The 19,854-nt window shown below is 42.3% G+C and carries 19 protein-coding genes and 1 tRNA gene; 7 read left to right on the forward strand and 13 right to left on the reverse strand.

The window, feature by feature from the left end; all coding sequences use genetic code 11:
- Nucleotides 1-14: 14 nt before the first annotated feature.
- Nucleotides 15-1,010 (forward strand): L-lactate dehydrogenase, encoded by a 996-nt coding sequence (locus IM485_RS03005; protein ID WP_104395529.1) that lies wholly within the window; start codon nt 15-17, stop codon nt 1,008-1,010.
- A gap of 360 nt (nt 1,011-1,370) precedes the next feature.
- The gene (locus IM485_RS03010; RefSeq protein ID WP_104395530.1) at nt 1,371-2,948 is read left to right on the forward strand and encodes a TRAP transporter substrate-binding protein; all 1,578 of its coding nucleotides are present in this window, start codon (nt 1,371-1,373) and stop codon (nt 2,946-2,948) included.
- 182 nt (nt 2,949-3,130) lie between these two features.
- Here the strand turns inward: IM485_RS03010 and IM485_RS03015 are convergent, their stop codons facing one another.
- Entirely contained in the window at nt 3,131-3,544 is a 414-nt protein-coding gene (locus IM485_RS03015; protein ID WP_002794980.1) for a pepsin/retropepsin-like aspartic protease family protein, read from the reverse strand.
- Complete coding sequence (locus IM485_RS03020; RefSeq protein WP_002755098.1) at nt 3,537-3,758, reverse strand: hypothetical protein; 222 nt, start codon at nt 3,756-3,758, stop codon at nt 3,537-3,539. The genes IM485_RS03015 and IM485_RS03020 overlap by 8 nt, the downstream gene beginning before the upstream one ends.
- Nucleotides 3,759-3,990: 232 nt before the next feature.
- Between IM485_RS03020 and IM485_RS03025 the strand changes: the two genes are divergently transcribed.
- Nucleotides 3,991-4,212 carry a hypothetical protein gene (locus tag IM485_RS03025; RefSeq protein WP_104395531.1) on the forward strand — a complete coding sequence of 74 codons (222 nt, stop codon included), beginning with the start codon at nt 3,991-3,993 and terminating at the stop codon, nt 4,210-4,212.
- Nucleotides 4,213-4,684: 472 nt separating this feature from the next.
- Here the strand turns inward: IM485_RS03025 and IM485_RS03030 are convergent, their stop codons facing one another.
- From IM485_RS03030 to IM485_RS03045, 4 genes are all read right to left on the reverse strand, one after another.
- On the reverse strand, nt 4,685-5,398 hold the full coding sequence (locus IM485_RS03030) for a DUF3782 domain-containing protein (protein ID WP_104395532.1): 714 nt from the start codon (nt 5,396-5,398) through the stop codon (nt 4,685-4,687).
- A gap of 137 nt (nt 5,399-5,535) precedes the next feature.
- The gene (purU, locus tag IM485_RS03035) at nt 5,536-6,390 is read right to left on the reverse strand and encodes a formyltetrahydrofolate deformylase (RefSeq protein ID WP_104395533.1); all 855 of its coding nucleotides are present in this window, start codon (nt 6,388-6,390) and stop codon (nt 5,536-5,538) included.
- A gap of 101 nt (nt 6,391-6,491) precedes the next feature.
- Nucleotides 6,492-7,067, reverse strand: a complete 576-nt coding sequence (locus IM485_RS03040) for a (2Fe-2S) ferredoxin domain-containing protein (RefSeq protein ID WP_104395534.1) — start codon at nt 7,065-7,067, stop codon at nt 6,492-6,494.
- 68 nt (nt 7,068-7,135) lie between these two features.
- Nucleotides 7,136-7,354 carry an Asr1405/Asl0597 family protein gene (locus tag IM485_RS03045; protein WP_104395535.1) on the reverse strand — a complete coding sequence of 73 codons (219 nt, stop codon included), beginning with the start codon at nt 7,352-7,354 and terminating at the stop codon, nt 7,136-7,138.
- Nucleotides 7,355-7,586: 232 nt separating this feature from the next.
- Between IM485_RS03045 and IM485_RS03050 the strand changes: the two genes are divergently transcribed.
- Entirely contained in the window at nt 7,587-8,426 is an 840-nt protein-coding gene (locus IM485_RS03050) for a reverse transcriptase-like protein (RefSeq protein WP_287741182.1), read from the forward strand.
- 105 nt (nt 8,427-8,531) lie between these two features.
- Here the strand turns inward: IM485_RS03050 and IM485_RS03055 are convergent, their stop codons facing one another.
- The 4 genes from IM485_RS03055 to hisF form a co-directional block, all read right to left on the reverse strand.
- Nucleotides 8,532-9,629: an AI-2E family transporter gene (locus tag IM485_RS03055; RefSeq protein WP_287741196.1), complete on the reverse strand. Its 1,098-nt coding sequence runs from the start codon at nt 9,627-9,629 to the stop codon at nt 8,532-8,534.
- Nucleotides 9,630-9,760: 131 nt separating this feature from the next.
- Nucleotides 9,761-9,833: transfer RNA gene (locus tag IM485_RS03060), tRNA-Ala, on the reverse strand.
- Between the two features lie 118 nt (nt 9,834-9,951).
- Nucleotides 9,952-10,152, reverse strand: coding sequence for a hypothetical protein (locus IM485_RS03065; protein WP_104395538.1), 201 nt, complete (start codon nt 10,150-10,152; stop codon nt 9,952-9,954).
- A gap of 246 nt (nt 10,153-10,398) precedes the next feature.
- Nucleotides 10,399-11,163: an imidazole glycerol phosphate synthase subunit HisF gene (gene hisF, locus IM485_RS03070; protein ID WP_287662571.1), complete on the reverse strand. Its 765-nt coding sequence runs from the start codon at nt 11,161-11,163 to the stop codon at nt 10,399-10,401.
- Between the two features lie 23 nt (nt 11,164-11,186).
- On the opposite strand from hisF, the gene ruvB reads away from it, so the two are divergent.
- Both ruvB and IM485_RS03080 read left to right on the forward strand, forming a co-directional pair.
- On the forward strand, nt 11,187-12,263 hold the full coding sequence (gene ruvB / locus IM485_RS03075) for a Holliday junction branch migration DNA helicase RuvB (protein WP_104395540.1): 1,077 nt from the start codon (nt 11,187-11,189) through the stop codon (nt 12,261-12,263).
- A gap of 346 nt (nt 12,264-12,609) precedes the next feature.
- On the forward strand, nt 12,610-13,386 hold the full coding sequence (locus tag IM485_RS03080; RefSeq protein WP_287741186.1) for an RNA polymerase sigma factor SigF: 777 nt from the start codon (nt 12,610-12,612) through the stop codon (nt 13,384-13,386).
- Nucleotides 13,387-13,503: 117 nt separating this feature from the next.
- Here the strand turns inward: IM485_RS03080 and IM485_RS03085 are convergent, their stop codons facing one another.
- Nucleotides 13,504-14,664 (reverse strand): aminotransferase class V-fold PLP-dependent enzyme, encoded by a 1,161-nt coding sequence (locus tag IM485_RS03085; protein WP_104395542.1) that lies wholly within the window; start codon nt 14,662-14,664, stop codon nt 13,504-13,506.
- Nucleotides 14,665-14,969: 305 nt separating this feature from the next.
- The gene (locus tag IM485_RS03090) at nt 14,970-16,103 is read right to left on the reverse strand and encodes an RNA polymerase sigma factor, RpoD/SigA family (RefSeq protein WP_104395543.1); all 1,134 of its coding nucleotides are present in this window, start codon (nt 16,101-16,103) and stop codon (nt 14,970-14,972) included.
- A gap of 779 nt (nt 16,104-16,882) precedes the next feature.
- On the opposite strand from IM485_RS03090, the gene priA reads away from it, so the two are divergent.
- Nucleotides 16,883-19,372, forward strand: a complete 2,490-nt coding sequence (gene priA, locus IM485_RS03095) for a primosomal protein N' (RefSeq protein WP_287741198.1) — start codon at nt 16,883-16,885, stop codon at nt 19,370-19,372.
- Between the two features lie 53 nt (nt 19,373-19,425).
- Here the strand turns inward: priA and IM485_RS03100 are convergent.
- A partial coding sequence (locus IM485_RS03100; RefSeq protein ID WP_287741191.1) for a DUF4351 domain-containing protein occupies nt 19,426-19,854 on the reverse strand: 429 nt, incomplete at its 5' end.

Genomic DNA, 19,854 nt, shown 5'->3' on the forward strand with positions numbered 1-19,854 from the left:
AACTGCCAAAATCTATGCTAGATAAAATATTTACTCCCAATCCCTACGCTGAAAAACCCGCACCTCTGCGTCCTCGCAAGGGGGTGATTATCGGTGTTGGTCAGGTGGGGATGGCCTGCGCTTACTCGATGTTAATTCAAGACTGTTTTGATGAATTAATTCTGCAAGATATCGCCACGGATAAAGTCGAAGGGGAAGTGATGGATTTAAGGCACGGAATGCCTTTTATTGAACCCACAGACTTGAAAATGGGAACCGTGGCCGATGTGGGACAAAATGCCGATGTGGTGATTATTACTGCTGGGGCTGCCCAAAAAGAGGGAGAAACCCGATTACATCTCCTTGAACGAAATGTGGCGATTTTTCGCCGTATTCTTGCGGATGTGGCTGTTTACTGTCCCAGTGCTTTGATTTTGGTGGTGAGTAATCCCGTCGATATCATGACCTATGTTACCTTGAAAATCACCCATTTTCCGCCTTCTAGGGTGATTGGTTCGGGTACGGTGCTAGATTCTGGCCGTTTACGCTCTCTTTTATCCACCCAACTCCATGTAGATGCGCGTAACGTCCACGCTTATATTATCGGTGAACACGGGGATAGTGAGCTTGCTGTCTGGAGTTCGGCTAATATCGGAGGAGCAAGGTTACTAGAAGGAGATTGGCAGGATTTAAGCGCAGCCGACCAAGAAAGCTTAACAGAAATTTTTCTTCAGGTTAAAAACGCCGCCTATGAAATTATCAAACGCAAGGGTTATACTAGCTATGCGATCGGTTTAGCTACCACGGATATCGTTAAAGCGATTTTACGTTCCCAAGAAAGAATTCTCACTATTAGCACTCTCCTCGATGGTCAATACGGTCTCAAAGATGTGTGTTTAAGTATTCCCTCGGTGGTTAACGAGAAAGGAGTGATTAAAACTCTGAATCTTGCTCTCAGTCCCAGAGAAACGGAACAGTTACATAATTCGGCCAAAATTATGCGCGATTTAATCGATCAACTCAAAATTTAACTTAGGTTTGGCTGAATAAATCTAAAAACATTGTTGGCTAAGATTTTTAGATTTTTTTGCCCTGAAAAAGTGCCGAACATAAGAGCGATCAGGGGCAAAATTTTGGCACTTTTTCCCCGAAAATTAGGTAATTGTGGGGTGGACTGAAGAAATTAGTGCTAGACTTCCCGAAAAGTCTATTTTATTGCAGCTTGTTGTTAGGAATATGCTCTGGCTAATACGCTTTTAGTTATGATATGGGGAAAAGTTCCGGCGATGGCGCTAAAATGGGGTGATATGCTGAAAGTTTCCAATTATCTTTACTCTCAGCAGTGTTATACAGTCGGCAGAATTGTGCAAAAAGTATATTGAGATACAGAAATGCTAGGAGAATTAGTTGAAATTGTAACCAAATTATTTGAAGTCAGCGATCGCTTGAAGCAATCTGAGGATGAAGATCGAAAACGGGTTATAAAGTATTTTAACCAAGTAGGGGATTGCCTTCTGGGTATTGAACAGGAACTTAGAAATGGCAACCCCTATCATGGCAGGTGGGGCGAACTTCAGGAATATGCTAGAAATTTTCCCAAAAGCATTAGTAAAGCTATAGGTGAAGATAAAGAAAAAGAGCTATCCTTGCTATTAGAAGCAATTGTAAATAATACTCCTGAAGACGATAGCGATATTAAAACAATTGCAACTACTGGTGGCAGATTTAAAGCACTTGCAGTCAATATTGCTACAGAAAATGGAGAAGCTCCACCACCGGTTAAACAACCGAAACAACCTATACCTGTAAGCCGTAGAACTGTTGTGTATGCAGCTATCGGAACGGCTACAGCCATTGCGACTGGGACGGCTGGTTGGTTTGTTCGTCAATATCAACCATCTGTTCGATGGAAGATGGTTAGCTTTTTAGGAGAAAGCACAAAGAACAAAGTAATTCTTTTTGACGCTCCATTAATGATTAGTGAACGTATTAAAGCAATAACCAACAGTCAATTTATTATCGAAGTTGATACAACTGGAGACATACTAACGGAGGAAATATTACAAAAAGTAAGTGCGGGAGGAGATATTCAATGCGGATTTAGTGGAATTTATTATGAACAAGAAAAATATAGACCCCTCTACTTTGGTTGTGCTGTTCCTTTCGGGTTGAGTCCTCAAGAACAAACTGCTTGGCTCTCATATAAAAAAGATCCTAACGACCAGCTAACTTATATACAAAGTCTTTACAGAGAAATAGGTTTGAATGTAATTCCTTTTCCAGCAGGAGCGACAGGGGGACAGATGGGAGGTTGGTTTAAGAAAGAGATTAATACAGTTGCAGACTTCAATGGGTTAATTATGCGTATTCCTGGATTGGGAGCAGATGTATTATCAGATTATTTCGGTATCAATACAGATAAAAAGATTTTTGGAAAAGCACTCTCAATAGAAAAAATATCTACCGAGCTTGAAAAAGGCACTATACAAGCTGCTGAATGGATTGGACCGCACGATGACTTTCAGTTAAATTTGCATAAAGCAGGGGCTAAATACTACTACTATCCTGGATGGTGGGAACCAAGCACAACTTTTGATGTGCAAGTCAACAAAGATGCTTGGGAAAATTTGCCACCAGAGTATCAAAGAATATTTGAGGCTGTTTGCCATGAAACCTACACAAAGATATTATCCGAATATGATCGAAGAAACGCTCGGACGCTTGGAGATATAAGGAAGTTAGAAAGTTCAGGAAATATCAAAATCCTACCATTTCCCGATGAGGTTCTACAGGTAGCTCAAGCTAAAACAGAGGAACTTCTTAAACTGTATGATGCGAATCCGCAGTTTAAGGAAGTACATGATGAGTGGGAAGGATTTAAAACACAAATGAGAAGTTGGGATGATTTATCCGACTTAACTAAAATAATGTCTCGTTTAAATCAACCCATAAATATGGTAGTGCAGTAGGTGGTTTAATTAGTAGTGTGGTTGGTCTGGTTTTTGGTCTTTCGGATAATGTAAATTCACAGTCTTGAATGCTGCTTGACCTTGATTGGGTAAGCGATAACTGAGAATATCTCCTTTAGCGATCGCTGCTCTGGTAGGGTGCGTTAATGAAATCTAACACACCTCTTTTTTCTCTAGTCAAACTATTTTTGACTAATCTCGAATGCTAAGTCGTATCTGTAAAAACAGACATCAAAGGCAAGAAAAAAGTTCATCTGTCCTAGTATTAGCGGCGCATATTTATCTTGTGTCCAAGCAAAGGCTAAATCTACGGTGGGGAATTGCTCAACAGTAGCTTTAACAACTAATGCACGAGCTTCAAATCTAGCTAAATTACCTCCTAATGGCAGAGATAGCCTTTGGTTTTCCCAGACTGCACCTAAAGCTAAACCCATTTCATAGGGCAACACATTAACACTAGAGCCAGTATCCAAGAGACCCGAAACATTCAAGGATTGACTTTGATAAGTTAATGTCAATGGTAAATAAGGAAGCGCACTTAATGCCCCAAGACTAGAATCTACCTCGGTGAAAGCAAATCTTACCTTATTAGCCATGAGTCAATTCTTGTTTCTCTTTTAATGCTTGAGCAAGAATGGCGGCAGCCTCAAAAGAGTCATGTAAACCTTGTCTAGGGAGATCATCTTCAATAGACATCGGTACAATACCAGAATCCTTGAGCAACTCGGCTACAAGAAAGTTAAGTAATAAGAGCTTATCGGAGTAAGACAATTGCTTTAGCAGGGGCGCAAATTGAGTAGTTGTCAGCATGGATTCAAGAAAGTTACGGATTTTGACTTTCTGCACTTTGTCTGAGTATAACACCACCTTTGCGCTAATCCCTGCCCCAAAAGCAGGCTAACTTTGCTGTTAGATAGAAATCACAGAAATGTTCAATCTAATCTTTATGGTTCTTCGGTTTGTGTTAGGCCATGGACGGGGTTATAACAGCAAACCCTAATTAGCGATAAAATGGCTGTGATCTTCAAATTTGACCTGTTATATGACTAATCGCTTAGAAGTTGAGTCGGCTATTAAGCAACTGCCAGAGAGTGAAGTCCGCGCTCTGGCACACTGGCTTCAAGACTATCTTGATGAGATGTGGGATAGACAAATTGAAGCGGACCTAGCATCGGGAAAATTAGATCGCCTCATCGCTCAGGCAGAAGAGGATATGGCAACCAACAACGTCAGATATCTCGATGAAGTCCTTCGCAACGTCTGAATTCTGGAAAGCTTATACTGAACTGTCACCTGAGATGCAAGAGCAGGCGCGGAAAGCTTATCGACTCTGGCAGCAAAACTCACTTCACCCATCGTTGCATTTCAAAAAGGTTGGTAAGAACCTTTGGCTGCTCGTGTCAGTGGCGGGTGTCGAGCATTAGCCTTGAAAAAGGGAGATGATTATTACTGGATTTGGATTGGTTATCACAATCAATATGAAAGTTTTTTGAATTAATTCGTTTTGATCAGCCAGCTAACCACATAGTGCAATCGCCGATCAATACGCCAATTCTTTGCCTCACTAATTTCTGCTAATCTGTCAATATTGCTTTCTATAGCGCACCTAAATGAAATGTAAAAACCCTCCGTTTGCCGTCCTGCTACACTTGACTTCTGGAGCCTACCCGTTCACAAATCAATTAGGCGCACTATATTCGCTCTATTCCCTTAGGAAATTAATTTTGCACGACTACTTAATAGGTTTGAGGTTGAAAATTATCGGGAATATCTAATTCAAATACTTGGTCATGAATCCGAGCTACATAAAGCCCTTCTTGCAGAATTTTTTCGCGTAATTCTGGGGATAAATCCACCGCCGCTAATATGCCATAGAGTTTTTTATCTTTGTGTTCAGGAAAAAAGCGGCGAAACCGTTGCAAAATACTGTTTAATTGTGTAATAGAATCCTCTCTGGCATGACTTTTAACCTCAACAATATAAGCAGTATTTAGCTCACCATTGGTATAGGCAAGAACATCAATTTCTAGGTGTTGTCCTTCTTTACTGACTCGGACACTGGGACTAACAACTTCCATACCAAAGCGTTGTCTGAGAATCGTTTCCATTGAAGGAAGGGCAAGTCCTTCGGTAAAGCTGCCGAATTTGGCACCGAGTCCCCCAATTTGTTTGCCCAGTTCCTTGAGTTGTTTGTTAGTTTCCTTCTGTTGTTGGGCGTTTTCCTGGAGTTGTCGGTCAGTTTCCCGGAGTTGTCGGTCAGTTTCCTTGAGTTGTTGGGCGTTTTCCTTCTGTTGTTGACTAACTTCTTTTAATAGTAGTTCAGTCTCCTTCTGTTGTTGACTAACTTCCTTGAGTTGTTTGTCAGTTTCCTTGAGTTGTCGGTCAGTTTCTTTTTGAGCGGTAGTTAATTCGGCTAAGAGTCGCCATACATCTTCGGATGTGGTTGCCATAGATAATTTTTTCCTTCTGATCTGGTCTATTGCTATTTTAGTCAATCGCGCCGGTACTTCCTAATTGTTAGCCTTCAATGCTCTCTTTTTTGTCCACTACATCTTATCCCATTTTAGATGACCTTACCCTAGCAACCTTAAGCGAATACTACCGTGCGATTAGCGTAAACCAAAACGCGATTTTGCAAGTGTAAACGGACCGCTCGCGCTAACACCACCCTTTCTAAATCCTTACCTTGACGAATTAAATCTCCCACGGTATCGCGATGACTAACTCTGACCACATCCTGCTCGATAATTGGCCCCTGATCGAGATCGGCAGTGATATAATGGGCGGTGGCTCCAATAATTTTTACTCCTCGATCGTAAGCCCGTTGATAGGGATTAGCTCCCGCAAAAGCTGGTAAAAAAGAATGATGAATATTGATAATATTGGGGAAAGAGTTAATAAAATTTGGGGTGAGAACCTGCATATATTTAGCTAAAATCACTAAATCTATCCGGTATTCCCGCAGTAACTCTAATTGTCTGGCTTCCTGTTCAATCTTGGTTTCGGCGGTAACGGGAAGATGATAAAAATCAATACCAAATTGATTGGCAACTGATTGTAATTCTCGATGATTGCTAATAATTAAAGGAATTTCTGCCCTAATTTCTCCCGCCTGTTGTCGCCATAATAAATCGAGAAGACAATGATCCTGTTTTGTCACCCAAATAGCTAGACGCGGGACAGTATCGGAAAAATGTAGGGACCAACTAGCCTGCAAAGGTTTGGCAATAGCGGCGAAAGCTGGTTCGATCATCCCACGGGACAAATTAAACCCTTCTAATTGCCATTCTATCCGCATCAGAAACAATCCCGCCGAAAAATCCGTGTGTTGGTCAGCGTGGATAATATTGCCGCCATTAGCGTAGATAAAATTAGCGATTTTCGCCACCAGACCAATCTGGTCGGGACAAGAAATTAACAAGGTTGCAGTGGCAGCAGTCATAAATTATCGCCGGCAAGAATTGACTTTTTCTACCCCTAATTTATTACAATTTTAGCCACTTCGTCCCTTAGATACACAAAAAAGATCGATTCAATTTCCAGTCAAACTGATAGGCTTTTCCCTTGCTCAGAAGTGGCAAAATGCCGCTCGATTAGGGAGGGTACATCTTGGGGAGCTACCTGATTATAATGCTTTTTATCGGGCATAACCACCAGATTCGGGCCTTTTTTGCACTGTTTTAAACAGCCAGTTAATTTAATATTCACCGCTTCTCCCAGTCCTTTTTCCTCTAAACTACTCTCTAACCTTTGGCAGACTCTCGCACCGCCATTTTTCCAACAATCGGACTTCTGACAGATTAAGACGGTGGCTTTTTTCGCTTTTGCTGGAGCCACTTCTGGGGTTTTTTCGCCAGATAAATGCTCAATCCCCAGTACCCTCAGTTTTAATTTTCCCTTCTTTGAACAAAGACTACTTTCTCCCGTCACTTTTAGCCATGAGTGGAGAGCAATATTAAGAGGTATGTGGTCTCGCAGTGTTTTTTCGGGCTTAAACCAATATTCCCGTTTATCAACACTGATTCTCAGGTATTTTACCTTATATCCGTCCTTAAGGACAAAACCGAGGAATTGACCGACCACTTGAAAGGGAACCATGGTACTTGCAGATTTTGACATACTTTCTCACTTTTTACTCTCAGATTGCTAATTTTTCTCAAGGATTATGCCTGCCAACAGGTTTCCAGCTAACCAATTAAAGAGCCTCGGGAAACCTCTACCTGTCGCAGGACAATCCACAGCTGTAAAAGTTGAGCCGGTCCATCAATGCGAACCTGCAAAAGCTGATGGAGCCAGCATTTACATTCAATGTCTAGGTCCTGGAGCCGGTGGTAGAGCTGCCAGCGATCCCAAGCACTAAGATTGAAGATTTTCTCACCTTCCGATAGCCATTTGTCTATACTCATGGGGCTTTTAATTGAGAACTATTAGCAATATAACTCTGGGCTGATGTTCTCAGTATAACCGACAACTGCAAATAATTATCAATAACTTGAAGAAAAAAAAGTTACCCGGTAGCGGCGATCAGCTAAAATCTTGCTATTGTTGCCTTGTCCGCTTTGCCGATCCCGGAATCGCTACCGCCTACAATTGTCAAAGGGATAAAAATGGAGATAACAAGATTTATTGACGAAAATTATGGATAAAAAAGCTCAAAAAACCGATAATTCAGCAATTCTCTATTTTGATGGTGGTTCTCGCGGCAATCCGGGGAGAGCAGCCGGTGCTGCGGTAATAGTTTTAGCCGAGGGCAATTCCTTGACTACGACTAGATATATGGAGAGAGCCACTAATAACGAGGCTGAATACACGGGATTGATTATTGGATTGGAAAAAGCCCAAGAATTAGGCTTAAAAAGCTTAGAAATTCGGGGAGATAGTCAATTAGTCATCAATCAAGTTAAGGGAGACTGGAAGGTAAAAAGCGATAGTTTACGTCCCTTTTATCAGCGTGCTTGTCAATTAGTCGCCCAATTCGATCGCATTAGCTGGCGCTGGATTGAACGAGCTAAAAATAGTGTGGCTGACGCTGCTGCTAATCAGTGTATGGATGCGGCGAAAAAATCGCCAGAAAAAGCGAAGGAAGGGGAAACTAATCTCGATATTCTGCTCCAATCCCTGAAACCAATCCTAAATACTGAAGAATTCGTTTTCTCTTCCCTAACAGCAACAGGACTAGAACAGCTACAATTAACTCCTATCTGCCAATTTCAGGAAGAGGAAGGCATAACGGTGATTATTCCCCGTCAGCAGGCTGATCGCACAGGATTGCAGTACAAATATATTTATAGACAAATTACTCTTTCTGTGCATTCTAGTTTAGCGGCGGTGGGATTTTTAGCGGTGATTAGCGAGAAACTGGCCCAAGCAGCAATTAGCGTCAATGTCATTTCTGGTTATTATCACGATCATTTATTTATCCCTAGGGATAGGGTGACAGAAGCGATGGCTATTCTCGAAGAAATTAGCCGCTCATAACAGTTATCAGTTATCAGTTAGCAGTTAGCAGTTAGCAGTTAGCAGATGTGAGTTTTCAATTCACTCATTACTGTTTACTGTTCACTGAAAAAACAGGATTTATGATTATTTGCTCTCCTCCGAGGAATTTTTCACCGTTTCTTCTAGGAAAACTACCGGTTCTTTTTCCCGCTGCTGGGAGCGGATGATATCAATGGTACTTTTCAGCACACTAGCGATGGGAACTGCTATCAATAAACCGAGAATTCCTGCCACTTTGCCCCCGATAAAAAGAGATAGAATAATCCAGACGGGATTAAGTCCGATCATACCTCCCATTAACCGAGGGGCGATGACATTATCATTAATTTGACCGACAATAATAGTCAGGGTCAAAACCTTTAATCCTAGCCAAAAATCTTGAAACATCAGTAGGGTACTAATGCCAATAATGGTGAAGGCACTGGCAAAAGGAATTAATGTAGTTAGACCGATCGCCACCCCGAATAATAGGGCATAATCGACCTTGAGAATCACAAAAACAAAAATTTGAGCAAGGCTGAGAATTCCCGCTAAAATGGTTTGGCCGGCAAAATAGGTTTCAAAAGTTTGACGAATAATCGTTCTTAATTTGAAATTCCAGGGAGAGGGAATCCAACTTAAAATTCCCTCCCAAATTTGTTCGCCATAGAGAACCAGAAAGACGGTGAGAACTAGAACAAAGAGAATGTTTAGGATACTGTTGATAGTTCCCAGCACAAAGCTTAGTAATTGAGTGCTAAGAGTTTGTAAAACATTGGTTAGTCGTTCCGATAACTGGGTGATTGATTGCTCGATATAAATCGCATATTTCTGAGTTTTATCCCACTTTTCTAAATTTTGTATCTGTTCGGTTCCCGACTCGATCCACTGGGGCAAACTATTGATTAAACTGCTTAATTGTTCGACAATCTGGGGAATTAAAATTAAACCTAAAACAATCAAAATTAATAGGGCAATTAAAAAGACAATAGCGATCGAACCACTGCGATTAACCCCGCGTCTTTGCAGCAGTTTGATGGGAACATCTAAGACAAAAGCTAGTAAACTAGCAGTGACAAAAATACTGACTAAGGGTTCTAGGTAGCTAAATAATTGGAATAATAACCAGCCATTGAGAAATAAGAGCGGAAAAACTAGACTTAGCCGCAACCAACGAGGTAGTTGCTTAAAAAGCTCCATCATATAACTAATTTTGTCCTGAGAGAGTATCGAGGTAAAAAGAGACTTTTCTAACCAGAAATCCTCTTTCAATCTACCATCTCCTCGCTACCTTTCGAGTCCCCAGTAATCCTGAAACTCTTATCTTAACCCTATGGAGCTAAGCGGATTCGAACCGCTGACCCCCTCAATGCCATTGAGGTGCTCTACCAACTGAGCTATAACCCCTTGAAGACCATTTTTGAATATAGCTTAAATAGAATCATTTTGTCAAGGGTTAGCGAGAAAAAAATTTGTCACTGCCAAGGCGATCGCTAATCCATAAGAGTAAAACAATCGCCCCCATTTAAACAGGAGCCGGAATTTGGGTTAAATAGGTTAAACAGTGGCCCATGAGGAAATAAACTACTAACATAGCCACTGCCGCTGCTGCCACCAAGGTTCCCGCCAGCATCAAGGAAAACTCTTGCTTGTCGAACGCTTGCTGCATTAGATGCAATGACCAAGCCACAAGACCGAGGTCAAAGATGAGAATCGGAACTAACATATTTTAAATTTTGTTAACTTTCCTCTATTCTAATACATAATTTTCCCTGGGGATAATCGGAGGGAAGTTAAAAACAGGGATTTTTTGCTGGTTTTTTGATCGCAGCTGTCAGCCGTCAGCCATTGACTTTCAGTAATAGGTGTAAACCTTACTCTTCTAGGGTTGCAGCCTAAAGAAATCCTTTTCCCGAAAAAGCGACTCAATCCCTAGATTAAGTTCTGCAAATCTGTCCCTCATTTTCCCTAGCTAACGCACGGGTACTTGTTGATTTTGCAGATAATTTTTGACCTCAGCGATGGTTAATTGACCATAATGGAGCAAAGAAGCCAATAAAGCGGCTTCTGCCCGGCCTTCCGTCAATGCTTCGTAAATATGCTGACAATTACCCGCTCCTCCAGAGGCAATCACAGGAATCTCCACCCTTTCAGCGATCGCTTTTGTCAATGCCAGATCGTAACCCGCTTGCGTGCCGTCGGCATCCATACTGGTAACTAACAACTCACCCGCCCCGCGTTTTTCCACTTCTTTGGCCCATAATAAAGCATCAATACCCGTATTTTCGCGTCCACCCCGAACATAAACCTCCCAACCGGGGTTATGCACATCCTTGCGTCGTCTAGCATCGATCGCCACCACAATGCACTGTTTCCCAAAGCGATCGCTGGCTCGATCGAGCAATTCCGGCTCGCGCACGGCAGCCGAGTTAATGCTGACTTTATCGGCCCCGGCTCTTAACAAATTTTTAATATTTTCTAAGGATTGGATGCCCCCACCCACTGTCAGAGGAATAAAAACCTGTTCCGCCGTGCGATAGACTACATCAATAATCGTGTCGCGATCTTCATGGGTAGCAGTAATATCAAGAAAAACCAACTCATCAGCCCCTGCCTGATTATACAAGCGGGCCAACTCCACGGGGTCGCCAGCATCCTGAAGATTGACAAAATTAACCCCTTTAACTACCCGACCTTTATTGACATCCAAACAAGGCAAAATCCGCTTCGCTAACATATCCTAGACTCTTGATTGTAACAATGGCCATCAAACGATCGCACAATTCCACCCCGGCAGCCGAGGAAAATCTGCTCACTCCCAATCCCACTATAGAAGAAACGGAAAAAGCAGAAGCGCAGATTCGTCCGCAATCCCTAGAGGATTATATCGGTCAACAGGACTTAAAGGCTAATCTAAAAGTCACCATCGCCGCGGCCAAAGCTAGACAAGAAGCGATCGATCATTTGCTCTTCTACGGACCGCCGGGGTTAGGAAAAACCACCATGGCTTTAATTTTAGCGGCTGAGATGGGAGTAAATTGCCGCATTACTGCCGCCCCCGCTTTAGAGCGTCCCCGGGATATTACCGGCATCCTGATCAATCTTCAACCCCGGGATATTCTTTTTATCGACGAAATTCATCGACTGAATCGGGTGACGGAGGAGTTATTATACCCAGCGATGGAGGATTATCGCCTAGATGTGACGATTGGTAAGGGTCAAGCAGCGAAAATTCGCAGTATTTCTTTACCTCCCTTTACTTTAATCGGTGCTACTACCAAAGTTGGCTCTTTAACTGCGCCTTTACGCGATCGTTTTGGCATGATTCAACGTCTGCGTTTCTATACGGTCGAGGAATTGACGGCAATTATGCTCAGAAGTGCCACTATTTTTAATATTCCCATTACCGAAGCGGGTGCGATCGAAATTTCCCGTCGGAGTCGGGGAACTCCACGCATTGCCAATCGTTTATTAAAACGGGTGCGCGACTATGTGCAGGTGAAGGGAGAAACTATGATCACCCCCCATTTAGCCGCTGAGGGATTAAATCAGTTAAATGTGGATTCTATGGGTTTAGATTGGACCGATCGATTAGTATTAAAGACGATGATCGAACAGTTTCAAGGTAAACCCGTGGGATTGGAAGCGGTAGCGGCAGCCACGGGAGAAGATGCCAAGACGATTGAAGAGGTGTATGAGCCTTATTTATTACAAATAGGTTATCTTAATCGTACTCCCCGGGGTCGTGTAGTGACGGCAGCCGCCTACGAACATTTAGGTTTACTGGCGAAATTGCCGAAAAATGAGGATCGGAGTTTACCTTTGTTCGAGTTCTAGTTTTCTGGATAGGGTTGGCTGAATAAATCTAAAAACCTTGTTGGATTAAGGCTTTTTCAGGAGGAAAATTCACACCCCACACCCCACACCCCACACCCTGTCCCCACGAAAAACTTTTTGCCGCAGACACTAATTACCGGCGTTTTAGCTCACTTGTGTCTTTAAATACTGCCTTGACTGCTTGAAATCACACAAGCCCTTGTGTAAAGACCGTATGATGAAGATCGTAGTAAGTTACATTGTTGTCATTGCTTGCCGCTTCTCATCTAGACTATGTTGGGATTGGTCAAAGCTATGCAATAGTGAGCTTTTATAGTCAATAATTTTTTAAGTCTGTTAGCGCACTATGTCTGTCCTAAATAAAGAAAATCTTAAACTGGAAACTCTTACCCTGTTTCAAAAATACCAAAAAACAGGGGATAATAAGTTACGGGATCAAATTATACGGTTAAACCTAGGATTAGTCAGAAGGGAAGCTCATCATTGGGTCAATCAATGCCATGAAAACTACGAAGATTTAGTGCAGGTTGGCTGTATGGGACTAATTCGGGCGATCAAGCGTTTTGACAGCAGCAAAGGTCATGCTTTTAGTTCCTTCGCCATTCCCTATATTCGCGGCGAAATTCAACACTATCTGCGCGATAAGGGTTACACGGTTCGTATTCCTCGTCGTTGGTTAGATTTGGGCAGACAAGCGGCAAATATGCGTCGGGATTTCCAAACTATCCACAATCGTCAACCCAATGATACAGAAATCTCCCTCGCTTTAAATATTTCGCTCGAAGAATGGCAAGAGGTAAAACTGGCTTTCCAAAACCGTGAACCCCTCAGTCTCGATGCGACGGTTAATAACGATGAAGATAATAATACTTGTTTAAAAGACCTCATTCCCGATCCTGGTTATCGCAGCTTTCAACTTTGTCAAGAGGACTGCATTCGTTTACAACAAGCACTGGCTCAATTAGAAGAGAAAACCCGTCATATTCTCGAATTTGTTTTCCTTAAAGATCTTACTCAACGGGAAACTGCCGAACAATTAGGCATTAGTGTTGTTACCGTCTCCCGTCGGGTGAAAAAGGGTTTAGAAATGCTCAAGGAAACCATGCTCCAAGAGGCATTTTAGCCCAATTATCGGTTATCATAGCAGCTCCCTTTTTAAGAGCATCATTAACTCCTAAATCCAACTTGAAAAACCTGGTTATCGATTGTTCCCCACCACTACCCGCTCCCCTCTCCCCGCTTATCTTTGCCCAAATAGCAAGTAATTCAAAACCCCAGCTAAATATTCGTACTGCTCGATCGAATTATAGTAGTGAGCAGAAATTCTCACAATTAATGATGCTTCTCCCCAGGGAATTATCGGCAATTCGATCTGATATTTTTCCCACAGTTGTCTAGATAAATCTTCTGCTATCCAAGCATAACTAGGAATTAGAATTGAGGACATCGATCCGATCATCGATTCGGGACAGGGATAATTGACCTGCAAGGCATGACAAAGCAAATTTCTGGCTTTTAAAACCAAATTATGATTCCTCGCCATCAGACCCAGTAAACCATCAATAGAGAGAGAATTTAAAAACTCGATCGCTTTTGGCACTGATAAATAAGCGGTGGGATCATCGGTTCCCATCCAAGCAAATTCTAACTGAAAACGGGAACGATCTTGTCGAGGGGAATTCGCTCCATGGCTAATAGTTAAAGGTCGAATTATTGCCTGTTTATCCCCGCGCACATAAAGAAAAGCAGCCCCTTTGGGACTACATAACCACTTATGACAATTAGCAGTATAATAGGTGGGATTAATTGCCCCGATATTAAGGGGTAAAAAACCTAAAGCATGAGCGCCATCGATGAGAGTATCAATACCCCGATTATTTAATTCTTGCACAATTTCTGCGATTGGCCAAATTAAGGCCGTGGGACTGGTGACATGATCTAAAACTACTAATTTTGTCCGAGGAGAAACAGATGCTAAAATTGCTTGACTAATTTCTAAAGGAGACTGTAGGGGAAAGGGAATTTTAGCGATAATTACCTTTAAACCCCATCTTTTAGCTATATGTTTAACTGCATTAGCACAAGCATTATAGGTTTGATCGGTGATCAGAATTTCCTCATTTTCCTGAAAAGTTAAGGAATTTAACACCGCATTCACTGCTGTGGTTGCATTGGGAACAAAGACTAAATCATCGCTATTTACACTGACTAAATCCGCTAATTTTTGCCTAGCAATATCTAATAAACCTTCTAATTCTCTCCCCAAAAATGCTAAAGGTTGCCTTTCCATTCGTTCCCGTAATTGTTGCTGATAATCCAAGACTATTCTAGGGGTTGCACCATAGGAACCATGGTTGAGAAAATAAATATTATCGGGAATTAACCAAGAATTTTTGGACATATTGAATTAGTTTGATTTTATTGAGAACTAGAAAAAATAATAGCTTCATCTATTTTTGCCGAATATATTCTCTCCATTCCGCATCAGTTATTTGTTCGTATTCATCGAGTAACTGCAAAGCAAAGTCAATGACTTTTTCTGGAGATTGATATTTTCCCGTTTTCACTTTCCGTTGGAGATGTCAGTTCATAGGTATTATGACTATCTACTGAGAAAATCAGCTTGATCTTAATTTTAAGCTAAATATCGACAAAAAAAGCTCTCCAAGAAAAAGGAGAGGGGAGAGAACGAGTTAGAAAAAATTATTAATGTAACCATCCTTTCAGACGACGTGCGACTTGAGGACGACGTAATTTTCGCATCGCTTTAGTTTGAATTTGACGTACTCGTTCGCGAGATAAATTAAACATTCCTCCCACTTCCTCTAGGGTATAGGGTTGACTGGTAGCTAAACCATAACGGAGGGAGATAACATCTTTTTCCCGTTCCGTGAGAACATCACTTAAAACTGCGAAAATTTCTTGACGCATCATCATCTCATTCATTTTATCTTCGGGAAGTTGTAGATCATCATCTTCCAAAAGATCCACTAATTCCGTATCTTCTCCCTTCCCTACACGATGATTTAAAGAGAGAGATTGACGACGCAATTGTAATAATTGCCGCAATTGTTCGGGAGTTATTTCTAACGCTTCCGCGAGTTCCCGTTCATTGGGATTGCGCTGTAAATCTTGCTTGAGAATGCGCTGCGCTTTTTTGAGTTTATTGAGTTTTTCGACAATGTGAATCGGTAAACGAATTGTCCGCGCATCGTTAGCAATAGTGCGGGTGATTGCTTGTCGAATCCACCAATAAGCATAGGTAGAGAATTTATAACCTTTATTGGGATCGAATTTTTCGGCCGCACGGTTGAGTCCGATCGCACCTTCTTGAATTAAATCTAAGAAAGGAACCCCGCGATTTAAATAGCGTTTAGCGATGGAAACCACCAAGCGCAAATTAGAACGAATCATCTTCCGTTTAGCTGTTCGTCCGCGATAAAGACGGTTTTCCAGTTGACGTTCATTATCTAATTCTAAAGCGATCGCCCATTCTGTTTTCGTCGGGGGACGATGTAAATTTTCTTGCAGTTTTTGGCGTACTTCTTCCGCTTCCATGAGAAACTTAACCAAGTAGGCTAATTCAATTTCTTCTTCCGCACTAAGCAGGGGATAACGGGCCATTTCTTTAAAAAATGCGCCAACAGTGTCTTCATTGCTGCCTTTATCGTATCGCGTTCCACTACTCCCACGAGTGTTTTTTAGGGTTTCCGGTAAAGATTCAGTCAGATCCTCGTCAGTTCTTTCATTAAAATCCACGCTGTCCAGTTCTAAAGGATTTGTCTCCAGGGCAATGATTTGATTAAAATTATCATCGGCGGCTAGTTTAGAGATTTTCATAAGCAGTTATGGATGGAGTGGGGTTATAATAGCGGGGAAAAACTCAGTTTCTCCCAATGGGCTGATTGTTACATTGAATTTTCGGGGAGCAGATTTTTTAAACGTTTTCTTAATTAATGGCGGCCATTTCTGGGATATAATTAGGCGCTTCTGTGTGGATTGTTACAAATCGCTGAACCAGATAATCAGATTTTCTGGTGAATAGGGGAGACTTTCAGGGTTTCCACTTATACACTCTAACTAAGGTTTTTGGTATTTGACTAGGTAAAGATCACGCTTCTTAACAATCAAGATAGCCATCAGCTTTTTATTACCATTCTTCGCTTTTTCTATTGAGAACCATTCTCACCTTTTGACTAACTACGGTTTGCGGCAAAAAGTTTTTCCTGGGGGTAGGGTGTGGGGTGTGGGGTGTTGTGGGGTTTTACCCATTTTCAGGTGGTCAATTACCTAAGTTTCAGGGAAAAAGTGCCTAATTCTCCCCCCCGATCCCTCCAAAGGCTGCCACTTTTTGATTTCAAAAAAGCCTAAAGATATTATCCAACAAGGTTTTTAGATTTATTAATCAAACCCTAACTAGGGTGCGATTTAATAGCTAATAGTCAATAATTATCATTTGGGCAGACTTCACGGGCTAAAAATCAAAATTTGTGGGCAAAAAAGCAATATTTAAACTGTTTTTAGAGAAAATTAACTGGTTTTATTCCCCTCAAGCTTTAAACTATAATTTAAATACCCCATTCTCCCCATCACCCTATCACCCCATCTCCCCACTGACTATGCTCGATCGCTGTGCTACTCTAACTGTAGCGGAACCTCGCACACCTTACCAATTAACCACAACTGGACAACCGTGGTTAGAGGTTTTGGTCGATCGGCCTTATCCTAGAGATAGTCAAGAGGATCAGCAAATATTAACCTACAGTATCCCCCGGGATTTAACAGTAGAAATCGGCGATATTTTAAGCGTTCCCTTTGGTTCTCAGGTAATAGGGGGAATTGCTCTTAGATTTGTCGAAAATTTGCCCCCAGGACTAGAAGAAAATCAAATTCGTCCCGTGGAAGATGTGATTGCTAAGGGGTTTTTTCCCGATAATTATTGGCAGTTATTGACGAAAATCGCCCAATACTACGCAACAGATTTAATCACCGTTGTTCGCGTCGCTTTACCTACGGGTTTACTGCGAAGTTCCCAACGTCGCATCAGATTAAAACCAGAAGCGATTCCCCCTGGTGCGGAAGTTTTTTGTACTCCCCTCTCTCGTCAGATTTTATCCCTGCTCAAAAATCAAAAAGAAGGCGATTATTCGGCGAAATACCTGCAAGAAAAAGTAAAAAATGCCAATTACGGTATCCGAGACTTAGTTAAGCGCGGTTGGGTGGAAAGCTATCTAGAAGCACCCAAAAGTACCAATATTAAGCTAAAAAAAGCCATTACCCTGCTAATAACCGACTTTCCTGCGGATTTAACCGAAAATCAACGCAAAATTGTCGAAATCTTACGCCACCAGGGAGGAGAAATGTGGCTGCCAGAATTGGCACAACTCGCGGGGACAAAACATTTTAAACCGCTGATTGACAAGGGTTATGTGGTGATTGAGGACCGGGAATTTCTGCGCTTATCCTCGGCGATTATGAGCAGGGATCAACCAAAAACACTCACTTCTAGTCAAAAACAAGCTTTAGAAGCCATTCAAACCCTGAAAGGTGGTGAAAGCGCTCTCTTACATGGAGTGACGGGATCGGGTAAAACAGAAGTCTATCTACAGGCGATCGCACCTGTCCTGGCAGCGGGTAAATCTGCCTTGGTTTTAGTCCCCGAAATTGGATTAACACCGCAACTAACCGATCGCTTTGTGGCCCGTTTTGGCGATCGAGTCTATGTTTATCATAGCGCCCTCTCGGAAGGAGAAAGATACGATACATGGCGACAGATGTTGACAGGAACCCCGCAAGTCATTATCGGGACGCGATCGGCGATTTTTGCCCCTTTACCCCATCTAGGCATGATTATCCTCGATGAAGAACACGATAGCAGCTTTAAACAAAGTCAATTACTTCCCACCTATCACGCGCGTACCGTGGCTAAATGGCGCTCTCAATTAAACCATTGTCCCGTAATTTTAGGATCGGCCACGCCATCCCTAGAAACATGGCTAGAATCCCAAGCTAATCCTAGTCTTTACCTATCTTTGCCCGATCGCATCCAAAATCGCCCCTTGCCGCAGGTGGAAATCGTCGATATGCGACGGGAATTGCAACGAGGCAATCGTTCCCTGTTTAGTCAATCCCTGCGTTCAGCGCTGGAAACCCTGCGCGACAAGGGAGAACAGGCAATTTTATTCGTCAGTCGTCGGGGACATAGTACTTTTGTATCTTGCCGGAGTTGCGGTTATGTGCTGGAGTGTCCCCACTGTGATGTCTCCCTCTCCTATCACCACACCGAACCGGGAGCGCAGGAATTACTACGCTGTCACTACTGCAACTATGGTCGCATCCATCCGAAACAATGTCCTGAATGCGGTTCTCCCTATCTAAAATTTTTCGGCACTGGCACTCAGCGAGTCACCCAAGAATTAAGCAAAGAATTTCCTGATTTGCGCTGCTTGCGTTTTGATAGTGATACCACCCGTAACAAAAATGCTCCCCGGGAACTATTAAAACTATTTACTGATGGTGAATTCGATGTTTTAGTGGGAACCCAAATGCTCACCAAAGGATTAGATATCGATCGAGTTACCCTAGTAGGAGTAATGGCAGCCGATGGTTTACTTTATCACTCCGATTATCGCGCCTCCGAACGCGCTTTTCAAACCCTCACCCAAGTAGCAGGGAGAGCAGGAAGGGGAGAAACAGAAGGAAAGGTAATTATCCAAACCTATACCCCAGAACATCCCGTGATTAGAGCAGTACAAACCCACGATTATGAGGGTTTTGTCGAGACGGAATTAATGCAGAGAGAGGGTTTAAATTATCCTCCCTACGGCAGTTTAGTCTTAATTCGCTTTAGTGGTTTAGATGGGGAAGCAGTGCAGAAAAGTGCTGAAAATGTCGCGGAGGAATGTGTTAATAATTTCGGTTCCGATTGGGATATTTTGGGACCTGCACCCGCAACAATTATGCGCGTGGCTAACCGTTATCGCTGGCAAATTCTGTTAAAATTATCGGGAGACAAGGCTGATATCGGTCGTCTTTTTCTTCCTCTGAAAAGCTTAGTTTTACCAAGGGTAAGTATGGCGATCGATGTGGACCCCTTAACGATAGAATAATCAAGGATGGATAATGCGATCGCAACGCGCTCGCTACGCGAGATCGCTATTGTTCACGGATGCAACCAGTTATCTAAATCCGTCAAAGTGTTAAAGTCTAATAAAGCGAGTCCTAAGTCTTCTAAGCTCTCCACAGGAAGGTTACGGATGGTTTCTTGTAGATTCTGGGGTATTTCTCCGAAACGTCGCTGAAGTTGACGGAGGAGTAAATACGCTTCTCCCTGTTGTCTTCCTTGTTGTACACCCTCTTGAATCGCTTGTTCCCTATCCTGTTGGTAAAGTGGAGCTAAACGCATAATAAACTCCCTATCCTCCTGTGTTTTTTTCGATAACGCTTCTAGATTTCTACTCAAATTATACAATAAGTTTAAGGAAGCCGATTTTAGGGGATTATTCGGTGATAATCTCTCTAATTCATCGATAGCTCTCTCTCTTGTTCCTCCTCTACCCAATAATCTTAACCATAATGTCTCTGGGATTGC

Origin of the sequence: Microcystis sp. M169S2 (assembly GCF_020245865.1) — a bacterium.
GTDB lineage: Bacteria > Cyanobacteriota > Cyanobacteriia > Cyanobacteriales > Microcystaceae > Microcystis > Microcystis ichthyoblabe_A.

Coding starts and splice junctions, on each gene's coding strand:
- IM485_RS03040 (WP_104395534.1), bottom strand. CDS start 7,067: ATGTCAAAATCTGCAAGTACCATGGTTCCCTTTCAAGTGGTCGGTCAA.
- IM485_RS03050 (WP_287741182.1), top strand. CDS start 7,587: ATGGATAAAAAAGCTCAAAAAACCGATAATTCAGCAATTCTCTATTTT.
- priA (WP_287741198.1), top strand. CDS start 16,883: ATGCTCGATCGCTGTGCTACTCTAACTGTAGCGGAACCTCGCACACCT.
- IM485_RS03080 (WP_287741186.1), top strand. CDS start 12,610: ATGTCTGTCCTAAATAAAGAAAATCTTAAACTGGAAACTCTTACCCTG.
- IM485_RS03020 (WP_002755098.1), bottom strand. CDS start 3,758: ATGCTGACAACTACTCAATTTGCGCCCCTGCTAAAGCAATTGTCTTAC.
- hisF (WP_287662571.1), bottom strand. CDS start 11,163: ATGTTAGCGAAGCGGATTTTGCCTTGTTTGGATGTCAATAAAGGTCGG.
- purU (WP_104395533.1), bottom strand. CDS start 6,390: ATGACTGCTGCCACTGCAACCTTGTTAATTTCTTGTCCCGACCAGATT.
- IM485_RS03005 (WP_104395529.1), top strand. CDS start 15: ATGCTAGATAAAATATTTACTCCCAATCCCTACGCTGAAAAACCCGCA.
- IM485_RS03085 (WP_104395542.1), bottom strand. CDS start 14,664: ATGTCCAAAAATTCTTGGTTAATTCCCGATAATATTTATTTTCTCAAC.
- IM485_RS03065 (WP_104395538.1), bottom strand. CDS start 10,152: ATGTTAGTTCCGATTCTCATCTTTGACCTCGGTCTTGTGGCTTGGTCA.
- IM485_RS03025 (WP_104395531.1), top strand. CDS start 3,991: ATGACTAATCGCTTAGAAGTTGAGTCGGCTATTAAGCAACTGCCAGAG.
- IM485_RS03010 (WP_104395530.1), top strand. CDS start 1,371: ATGCTAGGAGAATTAGTTGAAATTGTAACCAAATTATTTGAAGTCAGC.
- IM485_RS03090 (WP_104395543.1), bottom strand. CDS start 16,103: ATGAAAATCTCTAAACTAGCCGCCGATGATAATTTTAATCAAATCATT.
- IM485_RS03045 (WP_104395535.1), bottom strand. CDS start 7,354: ATGAGTATAGACAAATGGCTATCGGAAGGTGAGAAAATCTTCAATCTT.
- IM485_RS03015 (WP_002794980.1), bottom strand. CDS start 3,544: ATGGCTAATAAGGTAAGATTTGCTTTCACCGAGGTAGATTCTAGTCTT.
- IM485_RS03030 (WP_104395532.1), bottom strand. CDS start 5,398: ATGGCAACCACATCCGAAGATGTATGGCGACTCTTAGCCGAATTAACT.
- ruvB (WP_104395540.1), top strand. CDS start 11,187: ATGGCCATCAAACGATCGCACAATTCCACCCCGGCAGCCGAGGAAAAT.
- IM485_RS03055 (WP_287741196.1), bottom strand. CDS start 9,629: ATGATGGAGCTTTTTAAGCAACTACCTCGTTGGTTGCGGCTAAGTCTA.